The sequence below is a fragment of the Streptomyces sp. WG7 genome, from assembly GCF_049975785.1.
GTDB lineage: Bacteria > Actinomycetota > Actinomycetes > Streptomycetales > Streptomycetaceae > Streptomyces.
This window is the reverse complement of sequence record NZ_JBNGGE010000050.1, coordinates 16,976-40,143: the sequence shown is the minus strand read 5'-3', so window position 1 is coordinate 40,143 and position 23,168 is coordinate 16,976. Positions and strand designations below refer to the sequence as shown.

Annotated in this window: 23 protein-coding genes and 1 pseudogene; 17 read left to right on the top strand and 7 right to left on the bottom strand. The window is 70.0% G+C overall.

The features are described 5' to 3' along the window. Positions 1-605 precede the first annotated feature (605 nt). The 13 genes from ACP4J0_RS32520 to ACP4J0_RS32460 all read left to right on the top strand — a co-directional run bounded on the left by ACP4J0_RS32520 (position 606) and on the right by ACP4J0_RS32460 (position 13,149). Positions 606-875: an acyl carrier protein gene (locus ACP4J0_RS32520; RefSeq protein ID WP_426602312.1), complete on the top strand. Its 270-nt coding sequence runs from the start codon at positions 606-608 to the stop codon at positions 873-875. Beyond that, a complete protein-coding gene (locus ACP4J0_RS32515) occupies positions 872-2,134 on the top strand; it encodes an acyl carrier protein (protein WP_426602311.1) in 1,263 nt (420 codons plus the stop codon). Before ACP4J0_RS32520 ends, ACP4J0_RS32515 begins: the two co-directional genes overlap by 4 nt. Then, the gene (locus ACP4J0_RS32510) at positions 2,131-3,657 is read left to right on the top strand and encodes a class I adenylate-forming enzyme family protein (RefSeq protein ID WP_426602310.1); all 1,527 of its coding nucleotides are present in this window, start codon (positions 2,131-2,133) and stop codon (positions 3,655-3,657) included. Before ACP4J0_RS32515 ends, ACP4J0_RS32510 begins: the two co-directional genes overlap by 4 nt. After that, positions 3,650-4,951, top strand: a complete 1,302-nt coding sequence (locus tag ACP4J0_RS32505) for a type III PLP-dependent enzyme (protein WP_426602309.1) — start codon at positions 3,650-3,652, stop codon at positions 4,949-4,951. Before ACP4J0_RS32510 ends, ACP4J0_RS32505 begins: the two co-directional genes overlap by 8 nt. Before the next feature lie 80 nt (positions 4,952-5,031). After that, complete coding sequence (locus tag ACP4J0_RS32500) at positions 5,032-5,289, top strand: acyl carrier protein (protein ID WP_426602308.1); 258 nt, start codon at positions 5,032-5,034, stop codon at positions 5,287-5,289. Then, positions 5,286-6,455, top strand: a complete 1,170-nt coding sequence (locus ACP4J0_RS32495) for an acyl-CoA dehydrogenase family protein (RefSeq protein ID WP_426602307.1) — start codon at positions 5,286-5,288, stop codon at positions 6,453-6,455. The genes ACP4J0_RS32500 and ACP4J0_RS32495 overlap by 4 nt, the downstream gene beginning before the upstream one ends. Before the next feature lie 130 nt (positions 6,456-6,585). After that, positions 6,586-7,236 carry a 4'-phosphopantetheinyl transferase family protein gene (locus ACP4J0_RS32490; RefSeq protein ID WP_426602306.1) on the top strand — a complete coding sequence of 217 codons (651 nt, stop codon included), beginning with the start codon at positions 6,586-6,588 and terminating at the stop codon, positions 7,234-7,236. Positions 7,237-7,264: 28 nt separating this feature from the next. Next, on the top strand, positions 7,265-8,278 hold the full coding sequence (locus ACP4J0_RS32485) for a hypothetical protein (RefSeq protein ID WP_426602305.1): 1,014 nt from the start codon (positions 7,265-7,267) through the stop codon (positions 8,276-8,278). Between the two features lie 5 nt (positions 8,279-8,283). Beyond that, positions 8,284-9,906: an amino acid adenylation domain-containing protein gene (locus ACP4J0_RS32480; protein WP_426602304.1), complete on the top strand. Its 1,623-nt coding sequence runs from the start codon at positions 8,284-8,286 to the stop codon at positions 9,904-9,906. Position 9,907: 1 nt separating this feature from the next. Next, a complete protein-coding gene (locus ACP4J0_RS32475; RefSeq protein WP_426602303.1) occupies positions 9,908-10,408 on the top strand; it encodes a flavin reductase family protein in 501 nt (166 codons plus the stop codon). Between the two features lie 54 nt (positions 10,409-10,462). Next, positions 10,463-11,716, top strand: a complete 1,254-nt coding sequence (gene ectB / locus ACP4J0_RS32470) for a diaminobutyrate--2-oxoglutarate transaminase (RefSeq protein WP_426602302.1) — start codon at positions 10,463-10,465, stop codon at positions 11,714-11,716. 61 nt (positions 11,717-11,777) lie between these two features. Then, positions 11,778-12,698, top strand: coding sequence for an ectoine hydroxylase (gene thpD / locus ACP4J0_RS32465; RefSeq protein ID WP_426602301.1), 921 nt, complete (start codon positions 11,778-11,780; stop codon positions 12,696-12,698). 40 nt (positions 12,699-12,738) lie between these two features. Then, complete coding sequence (locus tag ACP4J0_RS32460; RefSeq protein ID WP_426602300.1) at positions 12,739-13,149, top strand: ectoine synthase; 411 nt, start codon at positions 12,739-12,741, stop codon at positions 13,147-13,149. Between the two features lie 7 nt (positions 13,150-13,156). Here the strand turns inward: ACP4J0_RS32460 and ACP4J0_RS32455 are convergent, their stop codons facing one another. Continuing rightward, positions 13,157-14,149 (bottom strand): LysR family transcriptional regulator, encoded by a 993-nt coding sequence (locus tag ACP4J0_RS32455; RefSeq protein WP_426602299.1) that lies wholly within the window; start codon positions 14,147-14,149, stop codon positions 13,157-13,159. Between the two features lie 249 nt (positions 14,150-14,398). On the opposite strand from ACP4J0_RS32455, the gene ACP4J0_RS32450 reads away from it, so the two are divergent. Both ACP4J0_RS32450 and ACP4J0_RS32445 read left to right on the top strand, forming a co-directional pair. Continuing rightward, positions 14,399-15,391: an EamA family transporter gene (locus ACP4J0_RS32450; protein ID WP_426602298.1), complete on the top strand. Its 993-nt coding sequence runs from the start codon at positions 14,399-14,401 to the stop codon at positions 15,389-15,391. Between the two features lies 1 nt (position 15,392). Next, positions 15,393-15,629, top strand: a complete 237-nt coding sequence (locus ACP4J0_RS32445) for a hypothetical protein (protein ID WP_426602297.1) — start codon at positions 15,393-15,395, stop codon at positions 15,627-15,629. Between the two features lie 2 nt (positions 15,630-15,631). Here the strand turns inward: ACP4J0_RS32445 and ACP4J0_RS32440 are convergent, their stop codons facing one another. Further along, positions 15,632-16,192: a hypothetical protein gene (locus tag ACP4J0_RS32440; protein WP_426602296.1), complete on the bottom strand. Its 561-nt coding sequence runs from the start codon at positions 16,190-16,192 to the stop codon at positions 15,632-15,634. Positions 16,193-16,381: 189 nt separating this feature from the next. Between ACP4J0_RS32440 and ACP4J0_RS32435 the strand changes: the two genes are divergently transcribed. Together ACP4J0_RS32435 and ACP4J0_RS32430 are read left to right on the top strand one after the other, a co-directional pair. Continuing rightward, complete coding sequence (locus tag ACP4J0_RS32435; RefSeq protein WP_426602295.1) at positions 16,382-16,615, top strand: DUF5133 domain-containing protein; 234 nt, start codon at positions 16,382-16,384, stop codon at positions 16,613-16,615. A gap of 51 nt (positions 16,616-16,666) precedes the next feature. Continuing rightward, on the top strand, positions 16,667-16,840 hold the full coding sequence (locus tag ACP4J0_RS32430) for a hypothetical protein (RefSeq protein ID WP_426602294.1): 174 nt from the start codon (positions 16,667-16,669) through the stop codon (positions 16,838-16,840). 19 nt (positions 16,841-16,859) lie between these two features. On the opposite strand, the gene ACP4J0_RS32425 is transcribed toward ACP4J0_RS32430, so the two are convergent. From ACP4J0_RS32425 to ACP4J0_RS32405, 5 genes and pseudogenes are all read right to left on the bottom strand, one after another. Further along, on the bottom strand, positions 16,860-17,201 hold the full coding sequence (locus tag ACP4J0_RS32425; RefSeq protein ID WP_426602293.1) for an ANTAR domain-containing protein: 342 nt from the start codon (positions 17,199-17,201) through the stop codon (positions 16,860-16,862). A 139-nt stretch (positions 17,202-17,340) separates the two neighbouring features. Next, positions 17,341-17,544, bottom strand: a complete 204-nt coding sequence (locus ACP4J0_RS32420; protein ID WP_426602292.1) for a cold-shock protein — start codon at positions 17,542-17,544, stop codon at positions 17,341-17,343. Between the two features lie 1,106 nt (positions 17,545-18,650). After that, positions 18,651-19,208: a telomere-protecting terminal protein Tpg gene (gene tpg, locus ACP4J0_RS32415; protein ID WP_426602291.1), complete on the bottom strand. Its 558-nt coding sequence runs from the start codon at positions 19,206-19,208 to the stop codon at positions 18,651-18,653. Between the two features lie 12 nt (positions 19,209-19,220). Then, positions 19,221-21,451, bottom strand: a pseudogene (tap, locus tag ACP4J0_RS32410) (telomere-associated protein Tap). A gap of 52 nt (positions 21,452-21,503) precedes the next feature. Beyond that, the gene (locus ACP4J0_RS32405; RefSeq protein ID WP_426602290.1) at positions 21,504-23,018 is read right to left on the bottom strand and encodes a hypothetical protein; all 1,515 of its coding nucleotides are present in this window, start codon (positions 23,016-23,018) and stop codon (positions 21,504-21,506) included. Positions 23,019-23,168 lie beyond the last annotated feature (150 nt).

Below are 23,168 nucleotides of genomic sequence, written 5' to 3'. Positions count from 1 at the left end.
GGCTCGGTGGTGTGCAGCATGGCTGATCAAGCTTTGATCAGCAGCCCGCCAGGAATGTGGCAGGCGTTTTTCGATGATCTTCACCAGTCGGTCAGAAGGCGAAGACGTCCCTCCGGTGCCGAATTTCAGACACTCCGCGATTCGTTCGCATAGAGCAAGGCAAGCTGGCTAGTCGTACGTCGCTGACGCAATCTCCCTGCACGACCCGCCTCGCGGGAACGACGACGGAACGGGAGCAATAAGCAGTGCACTTCGCGGTACCGGACCCCCAGCGCCGAGGACGTTTCTTCCGTATGGCCTTGTCGCGGCACCCCCGCTTCCTCAATAGCTCGCGGCAGATTGCCTCCCGAGCCGGAGGAAGACCCACCGGCCCGTAACCGGTCGTCCGATCGTCGGCTGGCATTCGGACAGCGCCCCGGTCCCCGTATCAGGCGGTCCGCACCGCCGTCCGCACTCCGGCACCCACGTCCTTCCCGGTGCCCGCGAGCCCTACCGCCCCGCCCCTCACCCGAGCCGGCCCGTCGCCTGTACCCCGACCGGCGGCGCTCCCTCGCTCCACCTGCCCACCCCCTTTCCGCTGCCTTACGCAGAGGAGACCCCCACTGATGACCACGAACGACGTCCTGCGCGTCCTGACGCCCCTGATTCACGCCCACACCGACCACATCCGTGCCGCTCCGCCCGCGCTGACCACCGACACACGGCTGGAACAGGATCTACGGATGGACTCGATGGCGATCGTGCACGTCCTTGAAGACATCGAGGACACCTTCGGCCTTACCATCCCCGACGAGTTGCTCGCCGGCGTATACACGGTCGGCGACCTGATGGACATCGTCCGGACTACCTCCGAGACTCCGGAGCGGGTCGCGTGAGCGCCTCGGCGGACCCCTGCACGAAGGCCTCCGACGCTGTGGCCGATCCGCTCGTCGAGGCCATTCGGGGTATCGACACCACGGCGCTGGACTGCATCCAGGTCAACGCCGCCGTCCTGGCCGACGCACGGCACGGACCGGGCACCCACCTCGAACTCGGCGGCCGACTGGTCTTCGCACCGCGCGCCGGAGCCCACGGGCCTCTGCCCACCGTCGAGGAGCCCGCAGCCGACCGGATCGAGCCGATGGGCGACCTGCTCGGCCTGGTCCTAAAGATCGGGCGGCCCGTGACGGATGGACGGGCGCTGCTGGACCTGCTGCCCGAGGACGGCGGCCCACTGTACGTCGTCGGCGACGCGTTCCGCATGCCGTGGCTGCCCTACCACGCCCACCAGCACATGGACCACAGCGTGCTGCTGCGGGCCGTGGACGGGGGCGCACGCGTCGAGGCGGTGGACGCCTATGACAACGAGACGCCCTACGGCCGGGCGGAGCCGGTGGTGTGCTCCTACGACCTCGCGGAGGCGGCCGCGCTGTTCGACGGCTCACCCGCCCTGCCGGTGCCGGTGCGCACCGTGCCGCCCGCCCGCCCGTCGGTGTCCGAGACCCTGGCCCGCAACGCCGAGGCCGGTCGCCGACTGTTGGCCGGTGACGCCCCTGAGTGTTATGCCGCCACCTTCCGCGACCACGCGGACCAGCAGGAGGCGTGCGCGGCCCTGCTGCTGGAGACCTGGCTGTTGAGCCGGTCACGGCGGCTGCACGCGGCCTGGGTCGCTCACCACCTGCCGGGGTCTCCCCTCGCGAGCGTCGCCGCCGACCGGGCCGCCGCCTGGGACACGCTGGCCGGCCAGTGTTACCTGGCCGCGCGCCGCGTGCAGCGCGGCCGTCCCGTACCCCCGCAAATCCACCCCGCCCTCGCCGAACTGTTGCGGGCGGACGCCGAGTCCGCTGTGCGCGCAGCCAACGAGCACCCAGGAGAGGCTATGCCTCACATGCCCGCACAGGTGCGTCAGACGGTGGTGCACACCGTCGCCGACGTCCTGGGCGCCGCCCCCGAGGCGGTCGCCACCACCGACGACCTGAGCCGACTTGAAGGCTTCGCCTCCTTTCAGATGGTGGAGACAGTGGAACGTCTGGAGGATGCCTACGGCGTGGAGTTCGCGGCCGAAGACCTCGACGTGGCCGTCCTGCGCAACGTCGAAGGCCTGGTCGGCCTCGTCCTGCGCACCACGGCCGGAGCGGAGGTGGCGCACGCGTGAAAGCCCGTCCGTACGCCACTGTGCTGCACGAACTGCTTAGCCTTCCCGGTGCTGGCCCCGACGCCCCAGCGGTCACCTGCGGTGAGGTGACCCTCAGCCGCACCGAGCTGCTCCGGGCCGCCCACCGCTGCGCGGCAGCGCTGCGTGCCCGCGGGCTACGGCGCGGCGACCGGCTGGTGGTGACGAGCGACAGCGGTCCCGTCCTGGTACCGCTGCTGTTCGGGGCATCCCGGCTCGGCGTCGTCTTCTCCGTCCTGCACGAGCAGACCCGCGGTGATGTCCTGCGTCACGTGCTCGCTGATTGCGAGCCGGCCATCGCCGTCGCCGGGTCACCCGCCACTCGAGACGCCATGCGCGAGGCGGGCGTCGCCGTGGCGGCTCCCGAGGACATCGACGACCTGTCGCTGGCCGGACCGGCCGCCGGCAACACGAGTCCGGCCGAGGTCGCCGACGGCCCGCTGCCCGTCGACCCGGTGTGCCTCATTTACACCTCGGGCACCACCGCGATGCCCAAGGCCGTGGTCTCTACCCACCAGCAGATGATGTTCGCGGTGCACGCTATCGCCGAGCGGCTGGCATACCGCGCCGACGACGTCGTCTACTGCCCGCTGCCGCTCTCCTTCGACTATGGCCTGTACCAGGTCTTCCTCTCCGCGCTCGCAGGCAGCCACATATGGCTCGGATCAGCGACTGAGTCCGGCCCCGCGCTTCTGGCCAACCTTGTGCGTAGCCAGGCGACCGTGCTACCGGCGGTACCGCCGGTCTCCGCCGCGCTGGTCCGTCTGCTTCGCCGCCGACGCGAAGCAGAACGCCCGCCACTGCGGCTGCTCACCAACACCGGCGCCGCGCTGCCCGCCGACGTCCCGCCTGCGCTGCGCGAGGAACTGCCCGGGTTGCGCGTGCAGCTGATGTTCGGCCTCACTGAGTGCAAGCGGCTCACCATCTCTGAACCGGACGAGGACGCGATCCGCCCCGGCAGCTGCGGGCTGCCGTTGACCGGCACCGAGGTGTTCGTGGTGGACGAGGCGGGACAGCGGCTCCCGGCTGGCGAGGTAGGCGAGATCACCGTCCGCGGACCGAACGTGATGGCCGGCTACTGGCGTCGCCCCGAACTCACTGCCACCCGCTTCCCCCGGCGCGATGGGCTCTTCCCCGAATTGCGCACCGGCGACTACGGCTGGACCGACGAGGTCGGGCGGCTGTACTTCGCCGGCCGGCGCGACGACATCTACAAGCAGGACGGCTTCCGGGTGAGCGCCATCGAGGTCGAGGCCGCCGCCCGCCGGCTGCCAGACGTGGACACCGCGGCCGTCCTGCCGCCCGACGGCAGTCGCCCCGAGGCGATCCTGGTCGTCACCGGCACCGCCGACCCCGCCACCGTCCCGTCCCGACTGCGCGAGCACTTGGAGGACTACAAGGTGCCCCGGATCTGCCGCGCGGTCGACGTGCTGCCCGTCAACGCCAACGGCAAAACCGCGAAGGCCGTCCTGGCCGGGCGACTCGCGGAGGCCGGCCGTGACTGACCTCACGCTGCACTGCGGACCCGTGACCGGAGACACCCCAGCGTCACGCCCGCCCGACGCTCCCATCCCGCCCGAGACTACGACCCCGGCGTACCACTACGACCTGTCCGCGGTGCGCTCCGCCCACGCCCGGCTGCGGACTTGGCTGCCGCGGCCGAGCGAGCTGTACTACTCACTCAAGGCCAATCCGCACCCGGCCGTGGTGTCCGCACTATACGGTCTGGGCTGCCGGGCCGAGGTCAGCTCGCCCGGCGAGCTGGACGCCGCCCTGGAGGCCGGGGTGCCGCCCCGCGACATCCTCTACACCGGCCCCGGCAAGCGCGACGAGGACCTGGACAAGGCGCTGGCCGCGGGGGTCCGCGACTTTGCCGTGGACTCCGAGCACGGCATCGCTCAGCTGGGCCAAGCCGCCGCCCGGCACGGCGCGCACGTCACATACCTGTTGCGCGTCAACCCCGGCGGTGGCAGCCGCGGAGCCGGACTGCGGATGACCGGGAGCCCGTCGGCGTTCGGCGCCGACGCCGAGGACATTGCCGCCCATCCCCAGCGGTACATGGGCGGGGGGCGCGCTCGCATCGACGGCCTCCACCTTTACCTGGCTACTAACATCGCCGACGAGGAGGCGCTCGCCAACTCCTTCAGCGAGGCGATCGGCGTGGCCCGCGCACTGCGCGAGGCCCTCCCAGTGCCGCTGCGCACCATCGATCTCGGCGGCGGATTCGCCGCGCCCTACGCGCGCGCCGGCGACCTGCCCGCCTACCCTCAGCTCGCCGACCGCCTGACTAGCGAGCTGGACGCGAACCTGCCCGGCTGGCGGCAGAACGCGCCCGCCGTCGCCTTCGAGTCGGGCCGCTACCTAGCGGCCACCTGCGGGCGGCTGCTGACCCGGGTGCTGGACGTGAAGAACTCCCACGGACAGCGGGTTGTGGTGCTGGACGCTGGCATCAACCACCTCGGCGGCATGGCTGGACTGCGCCGGGTGCCACCGCTGCACCCCGATGTGGTCCGGCCGGACGGCACCCCGGCAGCCGGTGGCGCCACCGGCCACTCGGACCCGGAAGGCCCCGCCATGATTTGCGGCCCGCTGTGCACCCCGCTCGACACCTGGGCGCGCTCGCACCCGCTGCCCGCCGTCGCCCCCGGCGACCTGCTGGCCGTACCCAATACCGGCGCTTATGGCCTGCACGCCAGCCTCGCGCTCTTCCTTGGCCATCCGGCCCCGCTGGAGGTCGTCACCGAGAACGGCGTGGTGCTGCGCAGCGGTCGGCTGGCCTTCGTCCGCCGCGACGACTGACGACCAGCGGCCGACTACCTGGAATCAGCCTAAGACTGCACTCTCCGCACATATATCCCCCCAGCCCTCAGGAGACCACCGTGGACCAGGCTTTCGTCGACACCCTCCGCCCCCACCTGCGCTACCTCACTCCCGAACAGGAGCTGCGGCCCGAGGACCGGCTACGCGACCTGGGGCTCAACTCCATGCAGGCCATCGATCTTGTCTTCGACCTGGAGGACAACTGCGGGGTAACCCTCCCCGATGACCAGCTCACGGACGCCAACTTCGAGACCGCCGGCAGCCTGTGGGCCGCCGTGGAGAGCGTGCGCTCCGGCCCCCTCCAGGACGCCCGGTGAAAGCGCTCGACCCGGCACTCGCCGAGCGGCTGACGCCCGTGCTGCGCGCGGTCGAGCGGCACGCCGCCGAGAACGACGAGAAGGCGGCCTTCCCGCTGGAAGCGCTGACCGCGATGCGCACCTCCGGATTCCTTGGGCTGCTGATCCCAGCCTCCTACGGCGGCCTGGACGGCACGGTGTCCGACTTGTTGGCCGCATCCCAGCTGATCGCCCGCTATGACATGTCGGCTGCCATGGTGTTCGCCATGCACGGCCAGCAGGTTGCGGCGCTGGTCCACCACGCCTCCGAGGAATTGCGCGAGCGGGTCCTGCCCGACATTGCCCGAGGCGATGTGTACCTGGGGTCGGTGACCACCGAGGCTGGCAAGGGCGGCCACCTGCTCAGCTCTGGCACGGGCACCCGGCATGTGGGCGACCTTGTCGAACTGGACCGGATGGCACCGATCGTCACCGGCGGCACCCACGCCGACGCCTACTTGATCACCGTCCTCGCGCCCGGCGCCACTTCTGACAGCCAGGTGTCCCTGGTCTACGCGGAACGGAAACAACTGGATGTGCAGGTCCTCGGCGGCTGGGACCCGCTCGGCATGCGCGGAACGCATAGCGTGCCGATGCGCTTCACCGGAGCGGTGCCGCACGACCAGGTCGTAGGCGGGCACGGCGACTTCCGCCGGGTCATGGTCGACGTCTTTGCGCCCCTGGCCCACCTCGGCTGGAGCGCCTGCTGGCTGGGCACCGCGGCCGGCGCGCTTTGCCGCACCCTGCGGCTGCTGCGCAGCCCCGAGGAACGCCGCCGCCGCGACCTTAAGAGCGAGCTGCTGTTAACCCGGCTGGCCCGGGCCCGCCAACGCATCGACACCGTGCAGGCCATGCTCAGCCACGCCGCCGACGTGTACGTATCGCTGCCCAAGCGGGAAAGGGGCGGCGCTCCCTGGCAGTTGCTCGTCAACGCCCTGAAGGTGACGGCATCCGAGCAGTGCCCGGCCGCCGTGGACGAGCTGATCGAGCTGGTCGGGCTGCGCCACGGCTACCTGCGCCATCAGCCGCTCGGCCTGGAGCGCGCTCTGCGCGATCTACGGTCCGCCTCACTGAACTACGGCAACGACCGGCTGCACCTGGCCAACGGCTCCCTCAGCCTCCTGGACCAGGAGACCACCCTTGCCTAACACCCTCCTCCCGTCGGCCTCCGCAGCCCTCGCCTGGCCCGCCCGCGCGGACGGACTATCCGGTGCGCCCGGGGCACGCCTGTGGACACCGGCTCCCGGCGTCTTCGTTGCGCTGGCACTCGCGGACACTGTGCTGGCGACGCCCCGGGCCGTGAAGCGGCTGCGCCCCGAGGAATGCCGCTCGGCCGCCAGCATGGCCGCCTGGCGGGCCCGCGAGCACCTGGCTGGCCGGGCGCTGCTGCGGCTGCTGCTCGCCGAGGTGGCCGGCGAGGAGGACGCCCGTGCCCCGGTAGTCCCCGAGCCGAACGGCCGCCCCCGGCTGCCCGATTGCCAGAACACCGGGGTGAGCATCTCGCATAGCGGTCCCTACGCGGCCGCCGCCGTGGCCACTGGACTGGACGTCGGCGTCGACGCCCAGGTGCCCCGACCGCCCTCTGCCGCCCTACTGCGCCGCTGTTGCGCACCCGGGACGGCGGCGCGCCTCGCGAACCTTCCATCCGAACGGGCCGCCCTCGCCTTCGCCCAAGTCTGGACCGTCCAGGAGGCCTGCGTGAAGGCGCGCGGCACTGGCCTGTCCGGCGCGCCCTGGCGAGTGCGTGCCGACCCGGACGGCCAAGCCGGCACCTGGGGGGCACTGCACTGGCGACGCCCTCCCTGGCATGACGCGGTCGGCGCCGAACCGGTCGCCCTGGCCTGCGCCTTCGGACCGCCCGAGGCACACCCCGCGCACCTGGTGGCCGCCTCCCACGGCCGCCCAGACCCGGAATCCCGAGCATCCTGACCACCACGCCCGTCCTGCGGAGGAGCCGATGCGTACCGATGCCACCCGCCCCCCTAGCCGGGGACTGAGCTGCTACACGGAGAACCTCGCTGGCTACTTGGCCGCGCGGGCACCCGCCCGGGTCGATCTGACCGCCCGCTCGGTGCGGCTCGCGATCGACCCGGCTACCGGCTGCTTCTCGCACCACGACCGCGCTCTGAACAACCTGCCCGGCGGGCGCAGGCTCGCGTACCGTGGCGCCTCCGACGCCGAGGCAGCCCTCACCGGCATCGCCAGCGAACTGGCGGAGCACGGCCGGGCGCTGGTGGTCGCCGACAGCGGCGCGCTGCCCTGGCTGTCCGGCGCGGCGCATGCCCACGCGCCCCACCTGATCCTTGTGGACGGCTGTACGCACGACGGGGGGTGGCACGTGGTGGACGGCTTCACCGCCCTGTTCAGCGGTGGCGGGCACCAGGAGCCGTTCGCCGGAGAGCTGTCCGGGGCCGAGCTGACGGCCCTGCTGGCCTTCCCCGGGGGCCTGTCGGAGGTGCACCGCGCGCGCAACGCCCTGGCCTTCGGTTTTCCTGTGCCCGCCCCGGCGCACGAGACGTACCAGTGGCTGGCCGAGGAACCGGGGACGACTGCAGAGCACCTGCCCGGCGGGCACTGGTTGACCGGGCCCGCGGCCCTGGAGGAGATTGCGCGGCTGGTGCTTGCGGACCTGCGGTGCGACGGCGAACGGGGCGTGCTGGAGGACGTCTGGGCGGCGGCGCAGCACCACATGTTCCGCGACGCGCATCTGCTGGCGGCGGACGGGGTGCTGTCCCCCGAGGACCGTCGGACCGTCGACGCCACCACCGCCAAGTGGCGCGAACTGCCCCGCCTGCTCCGCTTCGCCGCCAACTCGTCCCGCCGGGGCCGCCCCCGACCTTCCCTGGTCACGGGCGCATTCACCGTCCTCGCGGAACTCGAGGCGGCGGCCTCGCCGCTGCACGCCGCCCACGGCTACGACGTTCCCACGACGCTCACCAACGTCTCGTCACACGCCGGGCAGGGGAGCTGATCGCGGTGCCGACGTCCACGCTCACTCTGTGGGACCGCTTCGCCCGCACGGCCGGCCGCCACCCGGACCGCCCGGCGCTCGTCGCCGGGTCCACCACACTCACCTACGCGCGGCTGCGTGACCACGCCGAATCCCTGGCCGCCCGGCTCACCGCCGACGCGCCCCCGCCCCGCCGCATCGCCCTGCTGGCGGCACGGACACCCGTCACCTACGCGGCCTACCTGGCGGTGCAACGGCTCGGTAGCGCGGTGGTGCCGCTCAACCCGGCAGTTCCACCCGGCCGCAATGAAACCGTCGTACGACAGGTCGACGCGGCACTGGTCCTGGCCGATGCGACCGTTGACACCGCACCGGCGGGACGAGCCGCGCCCCTCCTTCCGGTCGCCCTGACGGCCCCGACCGACGCACCGGACCTGCGCAGCCTGCCCGGCCCTGGCCCGCACGATACCGCCTACATCCTGTTCACCTCGGGCTCCACTGGCCGACCCAAAGGAGTGGTGATCCGGCACGCCAACACCCACGCCTACCTCGACCACGCGGTCGAACGCAGCGGTGCCGAGCCGGACAGCCGTCTCTCGCAGACCTTCGGTCTCACCTTCGACCCCTCCGTGTTCGACATGTTCGTGGCCTGGAGTACCGGCGCGTCCCTCGTCGTGCCCAGCGCAGACGACCTGATGGACCCGGCCGGATTCGTCCAGCGGCACCGGCTGACCCACTGGTTCTCCGTGCCGTCAGTCGTCTCGCTCGCGGCCCGGCTGCGCCGGCTGCGGCCGAGCTCCATGCCGACACTGCGCTACGCGGCCTTCGCCGGCGAACCGCTCACCGTCCGGCAGGCCCGCGCTTTCGCCGAGGCCGCGCCCGCGGCCCGCCTGGAGAACCTGTACGGCCCGACCGAGCTGACCGTCACCTGCACCGGCTACCGCCTGTCCGCCGACCCGGCCACCTGGCCGCACACCGTCAACGGCACCGTGCCCATTGGCACCGCCCACCCCGGCGCCGAGACCCTTGTCGTCGACGAGCGGATGCGTCCCGCCGAACAGGGCGAACTCCTGGTTCGCGGACCGCAGCGGTTTCCCGGCTACCTGGACCCGGCGGACGACTCGGGACGGTTCGCCACCGGCGAGCCGGGCACAGGACTCACTCCCTACCAAGGCGGTCCGCTGACCGGCTCCCACTGGTACCGGACCGGGGACCGGGTGGCCCGCGACGGCGACGTCCTCGTTCACCTCGGCCGCCTCGACAACCAGGTCAAGATCAGCGGCTATCGCGTCGAACTGGGCGAGGTCGAGGAGGCCCTGCGCTCGTGCCCCGGCGTCGCCGACGCCGTGGTCGTAGCCCGCACCGAACGGTCCACCCCCGCTCTGGAGGCCGTCTACACCGGAGACGCCCCCGACCCCGGCCCGCTGCTCGCGGCCCTGCAAGAGCGGCTGCCCGCCTACATGGTGCCCCGAACCCTGCTGCGCCTACCGGAACTGCCGCTCAACCTCAACGGCAAGACGGATCGCGCTGCTGTACTCACTGCCCTGGACACGGCCCGCCCGACCGTTCCCGCTGGACCTCGCTCTCTCCCTGGGGACCGGGCCGCCGGCGGCGCCCGCCCCACACCCCTACCGGAAGGAACCCGGTGACGTGACCGCCACCCCTACCCGCACCGCGCTGCCCGACCGTGAGGAGTTTTGCTCCGCCATGGCACAGCTCGCCACCGGCGTTGCCGTCGTCACCACCGGCAGTCCCGACGGCCCGGTCGGCTGTACCGCCAACGCGGTGCTCTCACTGTCCACCGAGCCACCTTCAGTGCTTGTTTCGCTCGCTAGCAACGGCCGCACCGTGCAGCGCGCCTCTGCCCACGGCGGCTTCGCAGTCAACATCCTCGGCTGGCACCAGCGGGACCTGATGCACCGCTTCGCCCAGCTGCCGGCGGCGGAGCGTTTCCAAGGCGTTCCCTACCGGGACGAGGCGGGCTGCCCAGCTCTGGAGGATACGGCCGCCACCGTGGTGTGCCGACTCGATCAGGCGCCCGTCGCACTCGACCACACCCTGCTGATCGGCCGGGTCCTGTGGACCGCGCAGGACCCGGCCGCCCGGGCCCTTGTGCTCTACCAGCGTCGCCAGCACGCCGTCGCGCTCTGACCGGCCCACGCCCATCCCGCCCGTGCCGATCCACGGGCTCCTCCAGGGGGCAGCATGCTCATTTTCGAGACCATGGAATCCGAAGTCCGCAGCTACAGCCGGGCTTGGCCGACTGTCTTCACCACCGCACGCGGCGCGCACCTGCACGACGAGAACGGCCGCACCTGGCTCGACTTCTTCGCCGGTGCAGGAGCCCTCAACTACGGACACAACCACCCTGAGCTGAAGGAGGCGCTGCTCGACTACCTAGGCCGAGACGGCATTACCCACGGCCTGGACATGCACACCGCCGCCAAAGGTGCCTTCCTAGAGCGGTTTCGCGAACTGGTTCTGCTTCCACGCGGCCTCGACTACCGGGTGCAGTTCCCGGGCCCCAGCGGCACCAATGCCGTCGAGGCTGCGCTGAAACTCGCCCGCAAGGTCACCGGCCGCCGTACCGTGGGCTACTTCGATCGAGCCTTCCACGGGATGACACTCGGTTCGCTGGCCATTACCGCGAACCCGACCAAGCGCGCTGGCGCGGGCGTGCCGCTCCCTCATACCGCGCCGCTGCCCTATGACGACCCACGGGACGACGATGCCTCCGCAGTAGCCCGCCTCGCACAAGCCCTCGACGCGCAAGGCGAGACTCTGGCGGCCGTCGTCGTGGAAACCGTTCAGGGGGAGGGCGGGGTGAACGTAGCCCGGCCCGTATGGCTGCGCGAACTGGCCCGGTGGACCTCACAACACGACGTCCTGCTCGTGGTCGACGATGTGCAGATGGGCTGCGGACGCACCGGCCCCTTCTTCTCCTTCGAAGAGGCAGGGATCCTTCCGGACATCATCTGCCTGTCCAAGTCGATCAGCGGGTACGGGCTTCCCATGGCTCTCACTCTGATGAAGCCCACATTGGACGCCTGGAAGCCGGGCGAACACAACGGGACGTTCCGTGGCCACAACCCGGCCTTCGTCACGGCAGCCCGCGCGCTGGAACTCTTCTGGTCAGATCAAAGCCAGGCCTCGCAAACCACACAAAGGGCCCAGTGGGTCGGCCGAGGTCTGCGGGAGATCGCCCGTACGTACGGCCTGCGAGAGCCCCGGGGCAGAGGCCTGGTGTGGGCCCTGCCCTTCGATGAGCCGGCGATGGCGCGCCGGGTGTGCGCGACCGCTTACCAACTCGGTTTGTTGGTGGAGACCGCGGGCTTGCACGACGAGGCCGTCAAACTCCTTCCTCCGCTGACGATTGCCGATGACGAACTCGCGAGGGGGCTGACGCTCCTCGACACAGCGGTCGACGCGACTCTCAACCACGAGGGCTTGGCCGCCTAACGCGGGACAGACACCGCACCCGACGACACCGAAATATCGGAATCCCAATCAGGAGGACAACATGAACCCGATCCAGACCCCTGCCGTGGACACGTACCTCACTCGAGTACCGGAGAAGATTCCCGCACGGCAGCGTGAGGAACCCGTCGTCTGGGGCACTCAGGAAGGGCCTCTCAGCAGCGAGAACATTGCCTTCTACGAGCAGAACGGCTTCCTCCAGGTCGACTCGCTCCTCACCCCGGACCAGGTACGACGCTGCCACGAAGAACTGGATCGCCTCAAGCACGCCCAGGACCTGCTCGCCCCCGAGTTGGTGATCAGGGAGCCGAATTCACAGGACATCCGGTCCGTGTTTCGGGCCCACCAGGTCAGTGAGGTATTCTCGGATATCATCCACTCACCTCGCCTGGCCGATATGGCACGTCAAATCCTGGGATCGGACGTTTACATTCACCAGAGCCGAGTCAATTACAAGCCAGCGTTCGGAGGGGCGGAGTTCGACTGGCATTCCGACTTCGAGACTTGGCACGCGGAGGATGGGATGCCGCTGCCCCGGGCTTTCAGCATCTCTCTCTCGCTCACCGAAAACTACGAGTTCAACGGACCCCTGATGGTAATCCCCGGGTCCCACAAGACGTTCGTTCCATCGATCGGTGAGACGCCCGCAGAAAATCACCGAACGTCCCTGAAGACCGCGCGCCTCACCATCGGAACGGTCGACCACGAGGTACTGACGGACATCGCCCGGGAGAAGGGTATAAGGCAGGTGACCGGACCTGCCGGATCGGGCGTTCTGTTCGACTGCAACATACTGCACGGGTCAAATGGGAACATAACACCTTTCCCGCGCTCCAACATATTCATCGTCTACAACAGCATCGAGAACAAGCTCAGGGCGCCCTATTACGCCCCGAAAGAGCGGCCTCGCTATCTGGCCGACCGGGAGTTCCGCATCGTCCCGCGGCACGTACCGTCCCAGTGACCAGCCTCTGCCGTCAGCAGCATAAGGAGAAACAGTGATAGTGACATCACTCGAAAACGTTAACGGAACCGACCGGGACGTCAACGGGCCGGGGTGGCGCAGCCGACGCCTCCTCCTGGCCGCCGACGGCGTCGGCTACTCCCTCCATGACACCGTCATGGAGGCGGGCACCGAGACGTACATGCACTATGCGCACCACGTCGAAGCCGTCTATTGCATCTCCGGTCAAGCCGAGTTGATCAACGAGGAGACGAAGGAGGTGCATCAGCTGGGCCCCGGGACCCTCTACGTCCTCGACCGCCATGACCCGCACACCTTCCGGGCGCTCACGGAAGTACGCAACGTATGCGTCTTCACACCAGCCCTCACAGGACAGGAGACGCACGACGCGAGCGGTGCGTACCCCTCAGCGGACGACATGGCGAGTATGAGCAACCCCGCCGCCCAGTAGCCCTGGCTCAACGCGGGCGTGCCAGGGCCTCCTGCGCCGCCCGCGCCCTGAGCGCCCTCAATCCGTCCGCAATTAAGCTCTGGCTGGAACTCCCCCGGCGCACGCACGCGAGGATGCGCCGGGAGGGAGGCGGCGTCCCGTTCACAGGCAGTCGGACCAGCTGCGGGTATGCGGCAAGGGAGATCAGGCGCGGCACCAGGCACACGCCGAGTCCGTGATTGATAAGGGCAAGCACAGCCTGCCATTCGTCGGCATGGTGCACGATGCGCGGGGCGAAGCCGGCGACGGCGCACAGAGCGTGCATGAGACGGTTCTGATCATGATGGGGCGAGATCCAGTTCTCCCCCTCCGCCGCCAGCAAGCTGATGGCCCTCTGCGTCGCCAGTCGGTGGTGTGCGGGCACGACCAGGTCCAGCACATCGTCTAGCAAAGGCTCTTGGTGGAATCGAGCGTCATCGCTCGGCGGGCTGTCGGACAAGGGTGTCAGCACGGCGATGTCGATCTGGTCCGCGAGCAGTTGCCGGTATCCGTCACGCGTATCCGCCTCCGTGATGGTGACCTGCGTAGACGGAACGGCTTTCAGCAAGTCCTCAGCAGTCGGCGCGAGAAGTGGTCCGATACTCGTGGCGAAGCCCGTGAGGCGCAGCGTCCGATGCGCGTGGGCGCCGTGCAGCGCCAGCTCGGCACGCGCCTTCTCCCACTGAGCGCACAAAGTATCCGCGTGGCCGAGCAACACCCGCCCTGCGGCCGTGAGGCGCAGACGTCGACCATCCGGTTCGAGAAGTTCCGCCCCAGTTTGACGTGAAAGTTGCCTGAGCTGTTGCGAAACGGCGGACGGCGACAGATTCAGGGCTTGAGCTGCCGCTGTCACCGTCCCCTCCGCCTGGAGCACACGGAACGTCTGTAGAAGAATGAGATCGACCATGCAGTCATGCAACATGATTCCATGCTGAATTTTGCGATGGACGTGCATGATCCGGCCGCCGAACATGGAGACCATGGCTGAGCATCTCCGGCAAGCAGAATCGGCGTGCCCCGCATGCGGCTGGCCTGCGGGGCCGTCCGAGAACGTCATATCCCGCCATTCCGTCTCAGACGGCACCATCGTGTACGCGCGCTGCGTCTGCGGCCTGCTGCGGGTATGGCACCAGCCCACCCGGGCACCCATGCCACGGTTGGTCGTTGCGGGATCCGATCAGACATCACGCACAGATCGTGGCGTGTTCGCTGACGCGAAGGAGCATCAGGTGTGAGCAGGACACGCTCCCTACCTGGGAAACCGACTGCTGAGCACCAGATCACTGCAGCAGGCCACCGACGCCGTCCTGTCCTCCCGGCACCATTCCTGGTACTGGGCAGCGTCATTAGTGTTCAAACCGGCCAGGCGCTCGGCAAGCAACTGATCGGCACCGTCGGGAGCCCTATGGGAGCTGTCGGACTGCGACTGGTGCTCGCTGCTGGTCTCCTCCTGCTGCTGTGGCGCCCGCGCCATCTTCCTGCTGACCGGCACAGTCGCCTGCTGGTCCTCGCCTTCGGTACAGCGATCGCGGGTATGAACCTCGTCTACCTGGCACTGGAGCGCATGCCACTGGGCGTAGCCATGACGATTCAGCTGACAGGCCCGCTGGCAGTATCCCTGGTGACCTCTCGCCGTGCGCGTGACGCCGTCTGGGGACTGCTCGCGGCGGCGGGGATCGCATTCTTCATGCTCCCCGGGTCCTCTTCTGCTCCCCTGTCCATGACAGGCCTGGCCTTCGCACTAGCATCGGCGGTGTCTATGGGCGGATACCTATTACTCAGTCAGGGAGCCGGCGCACGCATGTCCGGTGGCCAACCATTGGCGCTGGCTGTGCTCTGGGCAGCGCTTCTGACACTGCCCTTCGGCTTGGTCCAGAGCGGCGATCGAATGGTCCAGCCCGACGCCCTGAAGGTCGGGCTTCTGGTAGCCCTCTTGTCAGCGGCGTTGCCCTACTCCCTGGAGCTGACCGCACTTCGCCAGTTGCCGGTTCGAGTGGTAGGCGTCTTGCAAAGTCTGGAACCCGTCGCAGCTGGCCTTGCTGGCCTCTTGCTCCTCCATGAACAGCTCTCAACGCTCCAGTGGCTGGCCATCGGCCTCATAACCGCGGCATCGGCGGGTGCTGTCGCGTTCACACGAACCTCATCAAGCACAATCTCCCGGCCTGACCGGTTGCGGTCCCGACTCCAGAAACACCGAAATGGCTCGCCTTCCGAACCTGACTGACGTGATACCCGACCTTTACAACGGCTCGCACCAGGCCGGGAAGCTGGGCGCGGCCATCCTGTACGCCACGCACGAGCCGGAGCTCCCCACCCCGGCCGGGCTCACCTGCCACGGCCCGATCACGGGCTTCCGCTTCTCGGTGAAGCCGCTGCGCACCGGCATCCAGAGGGAACCCATGGCCGCCTCGTACGGACGGCAGCTGATCGTCCGTGACGTCCTGCCCGTCCCTGCGCGCTGACGTCAGCGGCGGGTGACGGCGTAGCCCGCGTCGTTGACGGCGCGGGTCCACACGTCGCGGTCGAACCACTTGGTGATGTTCGGCTGCATCTCGGTGATGGTGCGCATCCGGGCTTCCCAGTCGTGTCCGGCCGGGCCGCGGCTGCCGTCGCAACTGGTGCAGCCGTCCTCGCCATGGATGTGGCCGGCCATCCAGGCGTTGACGGCCACGTTGATGATGACCGCGTACAGGTCGCCGCCGCTCTGTGCCAGGGAGTCCGGCACCCCGGCGAGGACCAGGGCCAGCTCCGGGTTGTCGATCGGCGGCATCGGAGCCTGCCCGACACCCTTCTCGCTGCTGCTCTCCTCGTAGGAGGACTGGCTCTGCGCGAGGCGGTCGGCGAGGGCGGCGGCGTCGAAGTACCGCCAGGCGGAGCGCGCCTGAATCCCGAGCCGTTCGGACACGGTGCTGATGTTCTTCTCGATCGTGTCCTCAACCGTCGACGGCGCGAGCGTCACCCCCCGGTGAGCCAGCTCCGCGAGCGTCTGGGCAACGGCTTCCTTGAAGGCTTTCGTGTTCCGCACCACCGCATCGTAGGCGGAGCGGGAGCAGCCACTAGGCGGCTTCACCTGAACTGGGCTGCCCGCGGAGCCAGCCCCTTGGACGGTGCTGAATGCCTTGCGTGGCGGGTGGGGAGTGCGGGGCGGAGAATCGGGTAACCGGGCGCACGGCCCTTGAGCCAGTAGGTGTCGGTGCGGAAGGACGGTTCTGTGATGCTGATGGCCCACCCCGCGGTGTTGCGGGATCTGATCGAACAGTACGAGGCCCTCGCAGCCGTGGACGCCTCCAACGCGGACAGTGCGCGAGTACGCCAGCGCATGGACGATGTCGCCTACACGCTGTGCGTGTCCACCGGCACTCGGGATATCGACGCGGCCTTGATCGCCGCCCGTCACCAGCTGTCCGGCGCCCGGCCCCTGGACGACTCAGTCCTGAACGCCGGCTGATCCGCTAGCCTTCCCCGCCGGCCCCGACCTCAAAGGAAACGGACACCCTACGTGGACGCCACCGCCACCAGCGCAGCGCCGATCTACGACCTGCTCATAGCTGAACGGGGCGACGTCGTCGCCGACGCGGCACGCGTCGCGGAACAGGCCCTCCTCGATACCGCCGGCACCCTCGACTTTGGTCTCCCGGTCAGCGACGAGGACGCGGACGGCGACACCGACTAGACGGGGCCAGGCTGAACTGTCATCCGCGATGGCGGCCGCGCAGGAGCTGCCGGAGGGCGCGGCGTATCGGTGGTGGCAGCGGGTGGCCGGCGGTTGTGGCGACCAGCTGCTCGGCCACGGCGCGCAGCTTGACGTTGTTGTGCTGGGAGACGGTCACCAAGACCTCCCACGCCTCGCCGGGCGTGCAGTGCCCGAGCGCCATGATCATGCCGCGGGCCTGGTCTATCACCGGCCGGTACGTCAGCGCCTCACGCAGCTGTGCCACTTCTTCGCGCAGCTGCTGAAGCTCCGTGGGCCTCTCCTCTTCCGCTTCCGGATCGGTCGGCCACGGCGCGTCTTGCTTGCGCGGCTGGGTCGTCACAGTGCCAACGAATCTACCCACGGTGAGCGTCTTATGCGCGTTACGGTCCTTCGTCCGTACGCACGTCCATCCAGCGGGCAGGACAGCGCGAGGCGGCTGCCGGACCGGCAGCCGCCTTCGTGGGTATCGCTCCGCCCGGTCAGCCCCGGATGATGTTCTGTGCCTGCGGCCCCTTCTGGCCCTGCCCGATGTCGAAGGTGACGTGCTCGCCCTCCGTCAGCTCGCGGTAGCCGTTGCCCTGGATTTCGGAGTAGTGCGCGAAGACGTCCGGGCCCCCGCCGTCCTGTTGGATGAAGCCGAAGCCCTTTTCGGAGTTGAACCACTTCACGGTGCCGCTGGCCATACTGGTCGATCCTTCGTTCATGCCTGGGAACAGCCCAGCCATCCGGGCATGCTCCGGCTCCTGGCAGCAGGAGCCGCCATCGTTGTACCCCGTACCGTCCTGCTTATCCGACGGACGACACACCCCCGCCCGAGGCGGGGGGACCACCGCCCGCATCTCTGACTCCCGCGGGCCCTCGCACCCGCAGAGCCGCCGGCCGGGACACTGACGGCCCCAACGCCGGGCGCGGAGTCGGGGCCGTCACACGGCGAGAGTCCCGTCGTGGGGCGACCAGGAACCGCGCGTGTTCCCTGCCCAACGCCTCCGAACGCCAGGCGTCACGCCGCCGACCGGGCGAAACGCCACTCACCGCGGCGCTGCTGCCCGCCTCGCCGCCAGCGACCGCTCCCTGTGCGGGATCTTCGCTTCTGCAGTCGTCCCGTCGCTGTAGCGGACGACGCACCGCTGTCCCGGCTGGGCCGGGCATTGCGTACACGCCAGGCCGATCCAGGCCGTGGCCGGGTTGACTCCTGGGGCCAGGCGACCACGCGGTGGTGGAGGCATCAGGTCCTGCTTGCGTTGCCGGGGCGGGCGCTTGGGCCTCTCCTTCCGGGCCGTCGGGGCGCACGAGGCATGGACCGGCTTTCCCCGTGTACCGCCCGCCCTGCTGTACACGGTCGGGGACTCAGTCGTCGGATCACCGCACATCGCGCAGACCAGTGGCCCCCGCTTGGGCCGCTGCTTCTGCGTGGCCTGCGGCTTTCGTGCGGGCACAACCTCCGTGCTCCCGTCCGTACGGGTCACCCTCACCTCGGAGGCCGGCGGAACGCTGTACGAACGGAGCTTCGGGGCAGCGCTGTGTGTCTGCCCCTTGCGCCCGCCCCGGCCGATACGACGAGTCATGAGCCAGAGCGTAGAGCCACGCAGCACGCTGCCACCCGCGCCACGTCCCGGCTCACGGCACGGAATGAACTGCCCGCTGCAAGCGGGTAACCGACGCCCGGCGACATCGTTGAGTACGGCAACGCGTGCATGAACATCCCACCCCTCCCCGTGCGGATCACGCGAACGAGCCCCGGACCACGCCACGTCGGTCCGGGGCTCGCGCGCTGTTCGGGGCGCGGTTGCTAGAGGTCGAACTTGAGGTGCTCGATGTCCGTGAACCGGACCTCCTCCAGGGAGCCGGCGCGGCGGCCGCCGTCCTGGAAATACACCTCCTTGAGCGCTTCGGCCGCGATCTCCTGGAGCTGCTGGTCGGTGGCGCCGGCCTCCTGGGCGTCGAAGAGGCGGGCGGCGTAGACGGGCGGCAGGGCGACGGTCAGGTGCCGGATGCGGTCCTGGTCCGTCGACCCGATCGGCGCCGTGTAGCCCATGCGGGCGCGGGTGTCGATGACGATGCCGCCCGTGCTGGCCGCCTTCTGCCGGGCCTTCGCGCGGATCTGCGGCTGCCACCGCTTCTTCACCTCACGCTCCAGGCGCGCGGCGAGTTCGGGCCGGGGCTTCTTGATCTGGTCCTTCACGTACCGCTCGACGGTGCGCTGGGAGACCCGCAGCATCTGGGCGACCGCCTTCGTGCCCTTGAGCTGCTTGACCAGGTACCGCATCTGCGCACCCGCGCTCTTGGGTGCCGGGCGGGTGAACGCCTTCTGCACCGCGGCCTCCAGGCCGTCCCCGAACAGGCTCATCGTGGCCTACTCCTACTCTCCGTTGTCGACGTCGGTGACGGTGCCGTCCTTGATGTACCGGGCGAGGTTGAGCTCCGGCGCGTTGAACCGCTCCCGGACTTCCTCGCCCCACAGGACGTCCTGCGTGCCCTCGTGCTTGACCAGGCCGGGGTTGATGCCGAGCTTGAAGCCGCCGGGCAGCGGCTTGCCCTCCCGGTAGGGCAGGAAGTCCAGCGGCGAGGGCCCGACTGCGGCGTAGACGACGCAGGCGGACAGGATCGCGATGGGGTACTGCCCGGTGAAGGCGGCGTGCTTGACGATCTTGCGGTGCAGGTTGATCCGGGTGCGGGAGATGACCGCCGCCCGGATGTCCGGCCGCCACGTCGGGCGGGACAGCGCGCGCCACGGCTCGCCCGGCCGCCAGCCCTCGCCGCGGGGCCGCTCGCGGAGCTTGCCCAGGCCGCCCTGACCGTCGCCTTGATCCCCGTGGTGACGATCGCCAGTTCCGGGTCGCGGTCCTTGTAGCCGTCCATCGCCGCGAGGAAGTCCGCCGGGGCGAGGTCGGCGTCGACGCCGAGGTCGGCCATCGTGGCGAGGTAGGCGCCGCGCAGCCGGTTGTACCAGCCGTCCAGGTAGCGTCCGTTCTCGTAGCGCACCCACGCCTCGATCGGGCGCACCTCGTAGCCGAGCTCCACCGCGTACGCCACGGTGGGCGTCGCGTACCAGGCCGGGCCGGTCGGGCGCTCGCCCTTCGGCGTGAACGGAGAGGGCAGCAGCGAGCCGTCCAGCTCCACCCACTCCTTGCCGACCTTCACGCGAGACAGATCGACGTGGGACAGGTCGACCAGCCACGAGCCGGGCAGCTTCGGGTCGAACGCGGGGGCCTTGACGTGCGTCGCCTCGCCCAGGCCGACGTTCAGACCGTTGGCGCCGGCCGCGAAGGCCATGTTGACGTCGATGCCGACCAGGTGCCGCAGGGTGCACTCCCCGTCGGTCATCGGCCGTGCCCAGTCGTACGCCTCCTCGAACAGCTTCTCCGCCGGGCCGCGCACGTGGAAGCGGGGCAGGTCCTTGAGGATGGGGTGCCCGTCGGGGGCCTCGCAGGGCGGGAAGTTCATCGGGTCGATGGCGTCCTTGCCGAGCGAGCCGGGGTTGTGCTCGGAGTGCCGCTTGCCGTCAGCGTCCGGCTCGGAGGCCCGGGTCGGCGGGTGCAGCGCGGTCATCAGCTCGAGGCCGGTCACAGCGGTGGAGCCGCGCGGCGTCATCACTCGAGAGGCGTACACGCCCAGGACGCGGGCGAGTTCGGCTGGCGGGAGCTGCTCGGCCTCGCCCCAGTGCCGGGTATCCAGCGCGTTCCACGACGGGATGCACAGCTGCACGCAGGCCCGCTCCGGCCCGGTCGCGGGGCGGTAGATCCGCGCCCACGGGCCGAAGCCCCTCTTCGTCAGCTTCCAGTCCGCGCGCACGAGCTGCTTGATGACCTTGTGGCCCTCGGGCAGGCGCCCGGCGAGGCGCTCCTCCTCCGTGAGCGCGGTGGGCAGGCCGTAGCGCTCCAGCGCGGCCTCGGTGAGGACGATGAGCGGGTCGGCGTCCTTGCCCGGCCCGGACAGCTTCGGCTGACCGAGCTTGGCCTCGCGCAGCGTCCAGTCGACCAGGGCCGGGATGCTCTTGGCGGGCACGTCCAGGACCAGGCCGCCGGTGCAGTACGCCAGCACCGTGCCGTCGTCCTCGACGTCGACGACCGCGAGCGGGCCGTTCTCGAAGCGCGGGTCGGTGCCGCCCGCCGGGGTACCGGCCGGGGCCGCCTTCTTCGCACCCGGGCGGCGCGACGTCGACGACGGCCTGGTGGTGCGCGCCGGACGGGACGCGGCCGCCGGAGCAGCAGCGACCGGGGCAGGGGTCTGGGTGTTCTCGGTTGCAGTCATGTCCGCAGCCTCGGACGCCTGGCCTGTGGACAGAGTCCGCGCTTCCGCCGGGTCGGCGAAACTCGCCGGGACGGGCGCGCCGGGAGAGGGGTAGAGGGATGCGGCGAGTTCGTCGAGTACAGCGGCCGACACGATGCCTGCCGGGTCGACAGCGCCGCCGAAGGTGGCGGGCACCGGGGCCGCTGGCTTCTCCGGCGTTGCGGGTGCGGGGTAGAGCTCCGCGAGCTGCCGCAGCAGGCGCGCGTAGGCCTCACGCTCGGGGCCGCGCGGCTCGGTCGGCTTCTTCGTCGATTCACCGTATGAATACCGTACGAAGCGTGTTCGGGGCGCGTGCGGCACATAGCTGAAGGGGGCGGCCCCGTATGGGACCGCCCCCTTCAGCGCGCGCACCTCAACGAGCGCGCGGTGGAGTCATCCGTGCGTGCAGCAGGGTGCTGCGGGTGAGTTCGGTGCCCTGCTTGTGGTCCTCGTTGAGCAGGGCGGTCAGGCCCTTGGGCGCGTTCCAGTGCTCGCGCAGGTTGGGGGTGGCTCCAAGGTCGTCCAGGAGCAGGTTGATGACGGTGGCGGCCTCGCTGGGGCGGTCGCCGTATCCGTTGCCCCACCACAGGTGCTCGGACGGTGTGCAGGGGGCAGGGTGGAGGTGGCCATCGCTGGTGGTGACCCACACGGTGTGGTGCAGGACGACCGAGGCGAGTTCGGCGTCGCCGGCCGGGAGGGACAGCGGGGCGTAGAACCGCCAGACCTGCTTGCCGTCGTGGTCGGCGGTGCGCATGACGGGCATGTCGGTGAGCGGGTCGATGAAGAAGGCCTCCGCCTTCTTGCCCTGGGCGAGGACGACGTGGGCGGCGGTCGGGTCGCACATGGTGAGCCGGCGGGCCCACCGTTCGCTGATCGCGCCGGGGCGCACCGGCACCTCGGTGAGCGCGCCGAAGGGGAGCAGGTCCGGTTGGCGGCCGACGGCGACCTCGATCGCCGCGACGGCGTCGGGGTGGGTGCTGAGGGCGAGCCCCAGCCAGCCGGCCTCGAGGACCTGGCGGTCGCCGTCGGAGCGCAGGGGGTGGTGGCTGGTGTCAGGTTCGGCCGCGATGGCCACGGGGTTGCGCCGGTCGCCGTGGCCCTCCTTGCCGAAGACCTGGATGTCGTGCAGGGTGCCGTCGATCCGGTTGTTGCGGATGTCGTTGGCCATGTCCGTCGCGGCCAGGTGCGAGGTGACGTCGAAGGCGTCGCTGACTACGACGCGGCGCAGGATCTTCTCGTTGTTGTTGGCCGGCACCTCCACGACGGCCGCGGGAGTGCCGGGCTTCCACCCGCGGATCAGGTGCGGCAGGCGCAGCAGGTCGGGCCACCAGGGCAGGTCCTGCCCAGCGAGGGCGGCGACGTCGCCCCAGTCGGCTTCGTACTCGATGCCCGGGTGCGCGGTGTCGGCCGCGACCAGCGCCGGCCCGCGGAAGCTCATGTCCCCGTACAGGGCGCACACGGTGACGACACCGTCCGGGTTGCCGCCGCCGGCGACCTCGGTGGCAACGTCGGTGGCGACCCTGCGGTCGTCGCAGTGCACGATCCTGATCGTCCCCAGGGCGGTGTGCCAGTCCTGCGCCGGTCCGCGCACCGTGTCCTTGTAGCCGGCCCACCGGCCGGGCGGCAGTTCCTCGGGGAGCGGGCGCAGCAGCACGGCGCCGCGACGGGCGAACTCCGGGGTGTGGGCCGCCCACCGGTAGACCTGGAAGCCGTCCCAGACCTCCTCGGGCTCCTTCTTCCCGCCGAACCCCGCGAGCGGATCGTGCGGCGGCTCGGTCGGCTGCGGGAAGTCGTCATACTTCCTCACCAGCCGCCACAGCCCGAAGGAGTTGATGCCCAGCAGCTGCTGGATTTCCGTCCTGGACAGGTAGCTGTCGCTCACGCCCATACCGCTGCTCCTCACCGTTCCGGGGGCGCTTCGTCCCCAGTCCAGATCACGGAGCGGACCGGGCAGGCGGCACGTCCAGAGCGGCCTTTCCTGCCTGATTCCTCATGGGCATTGGCCGAGAAGACGCCCTTGCCCCTGGCCGCCGGTCCG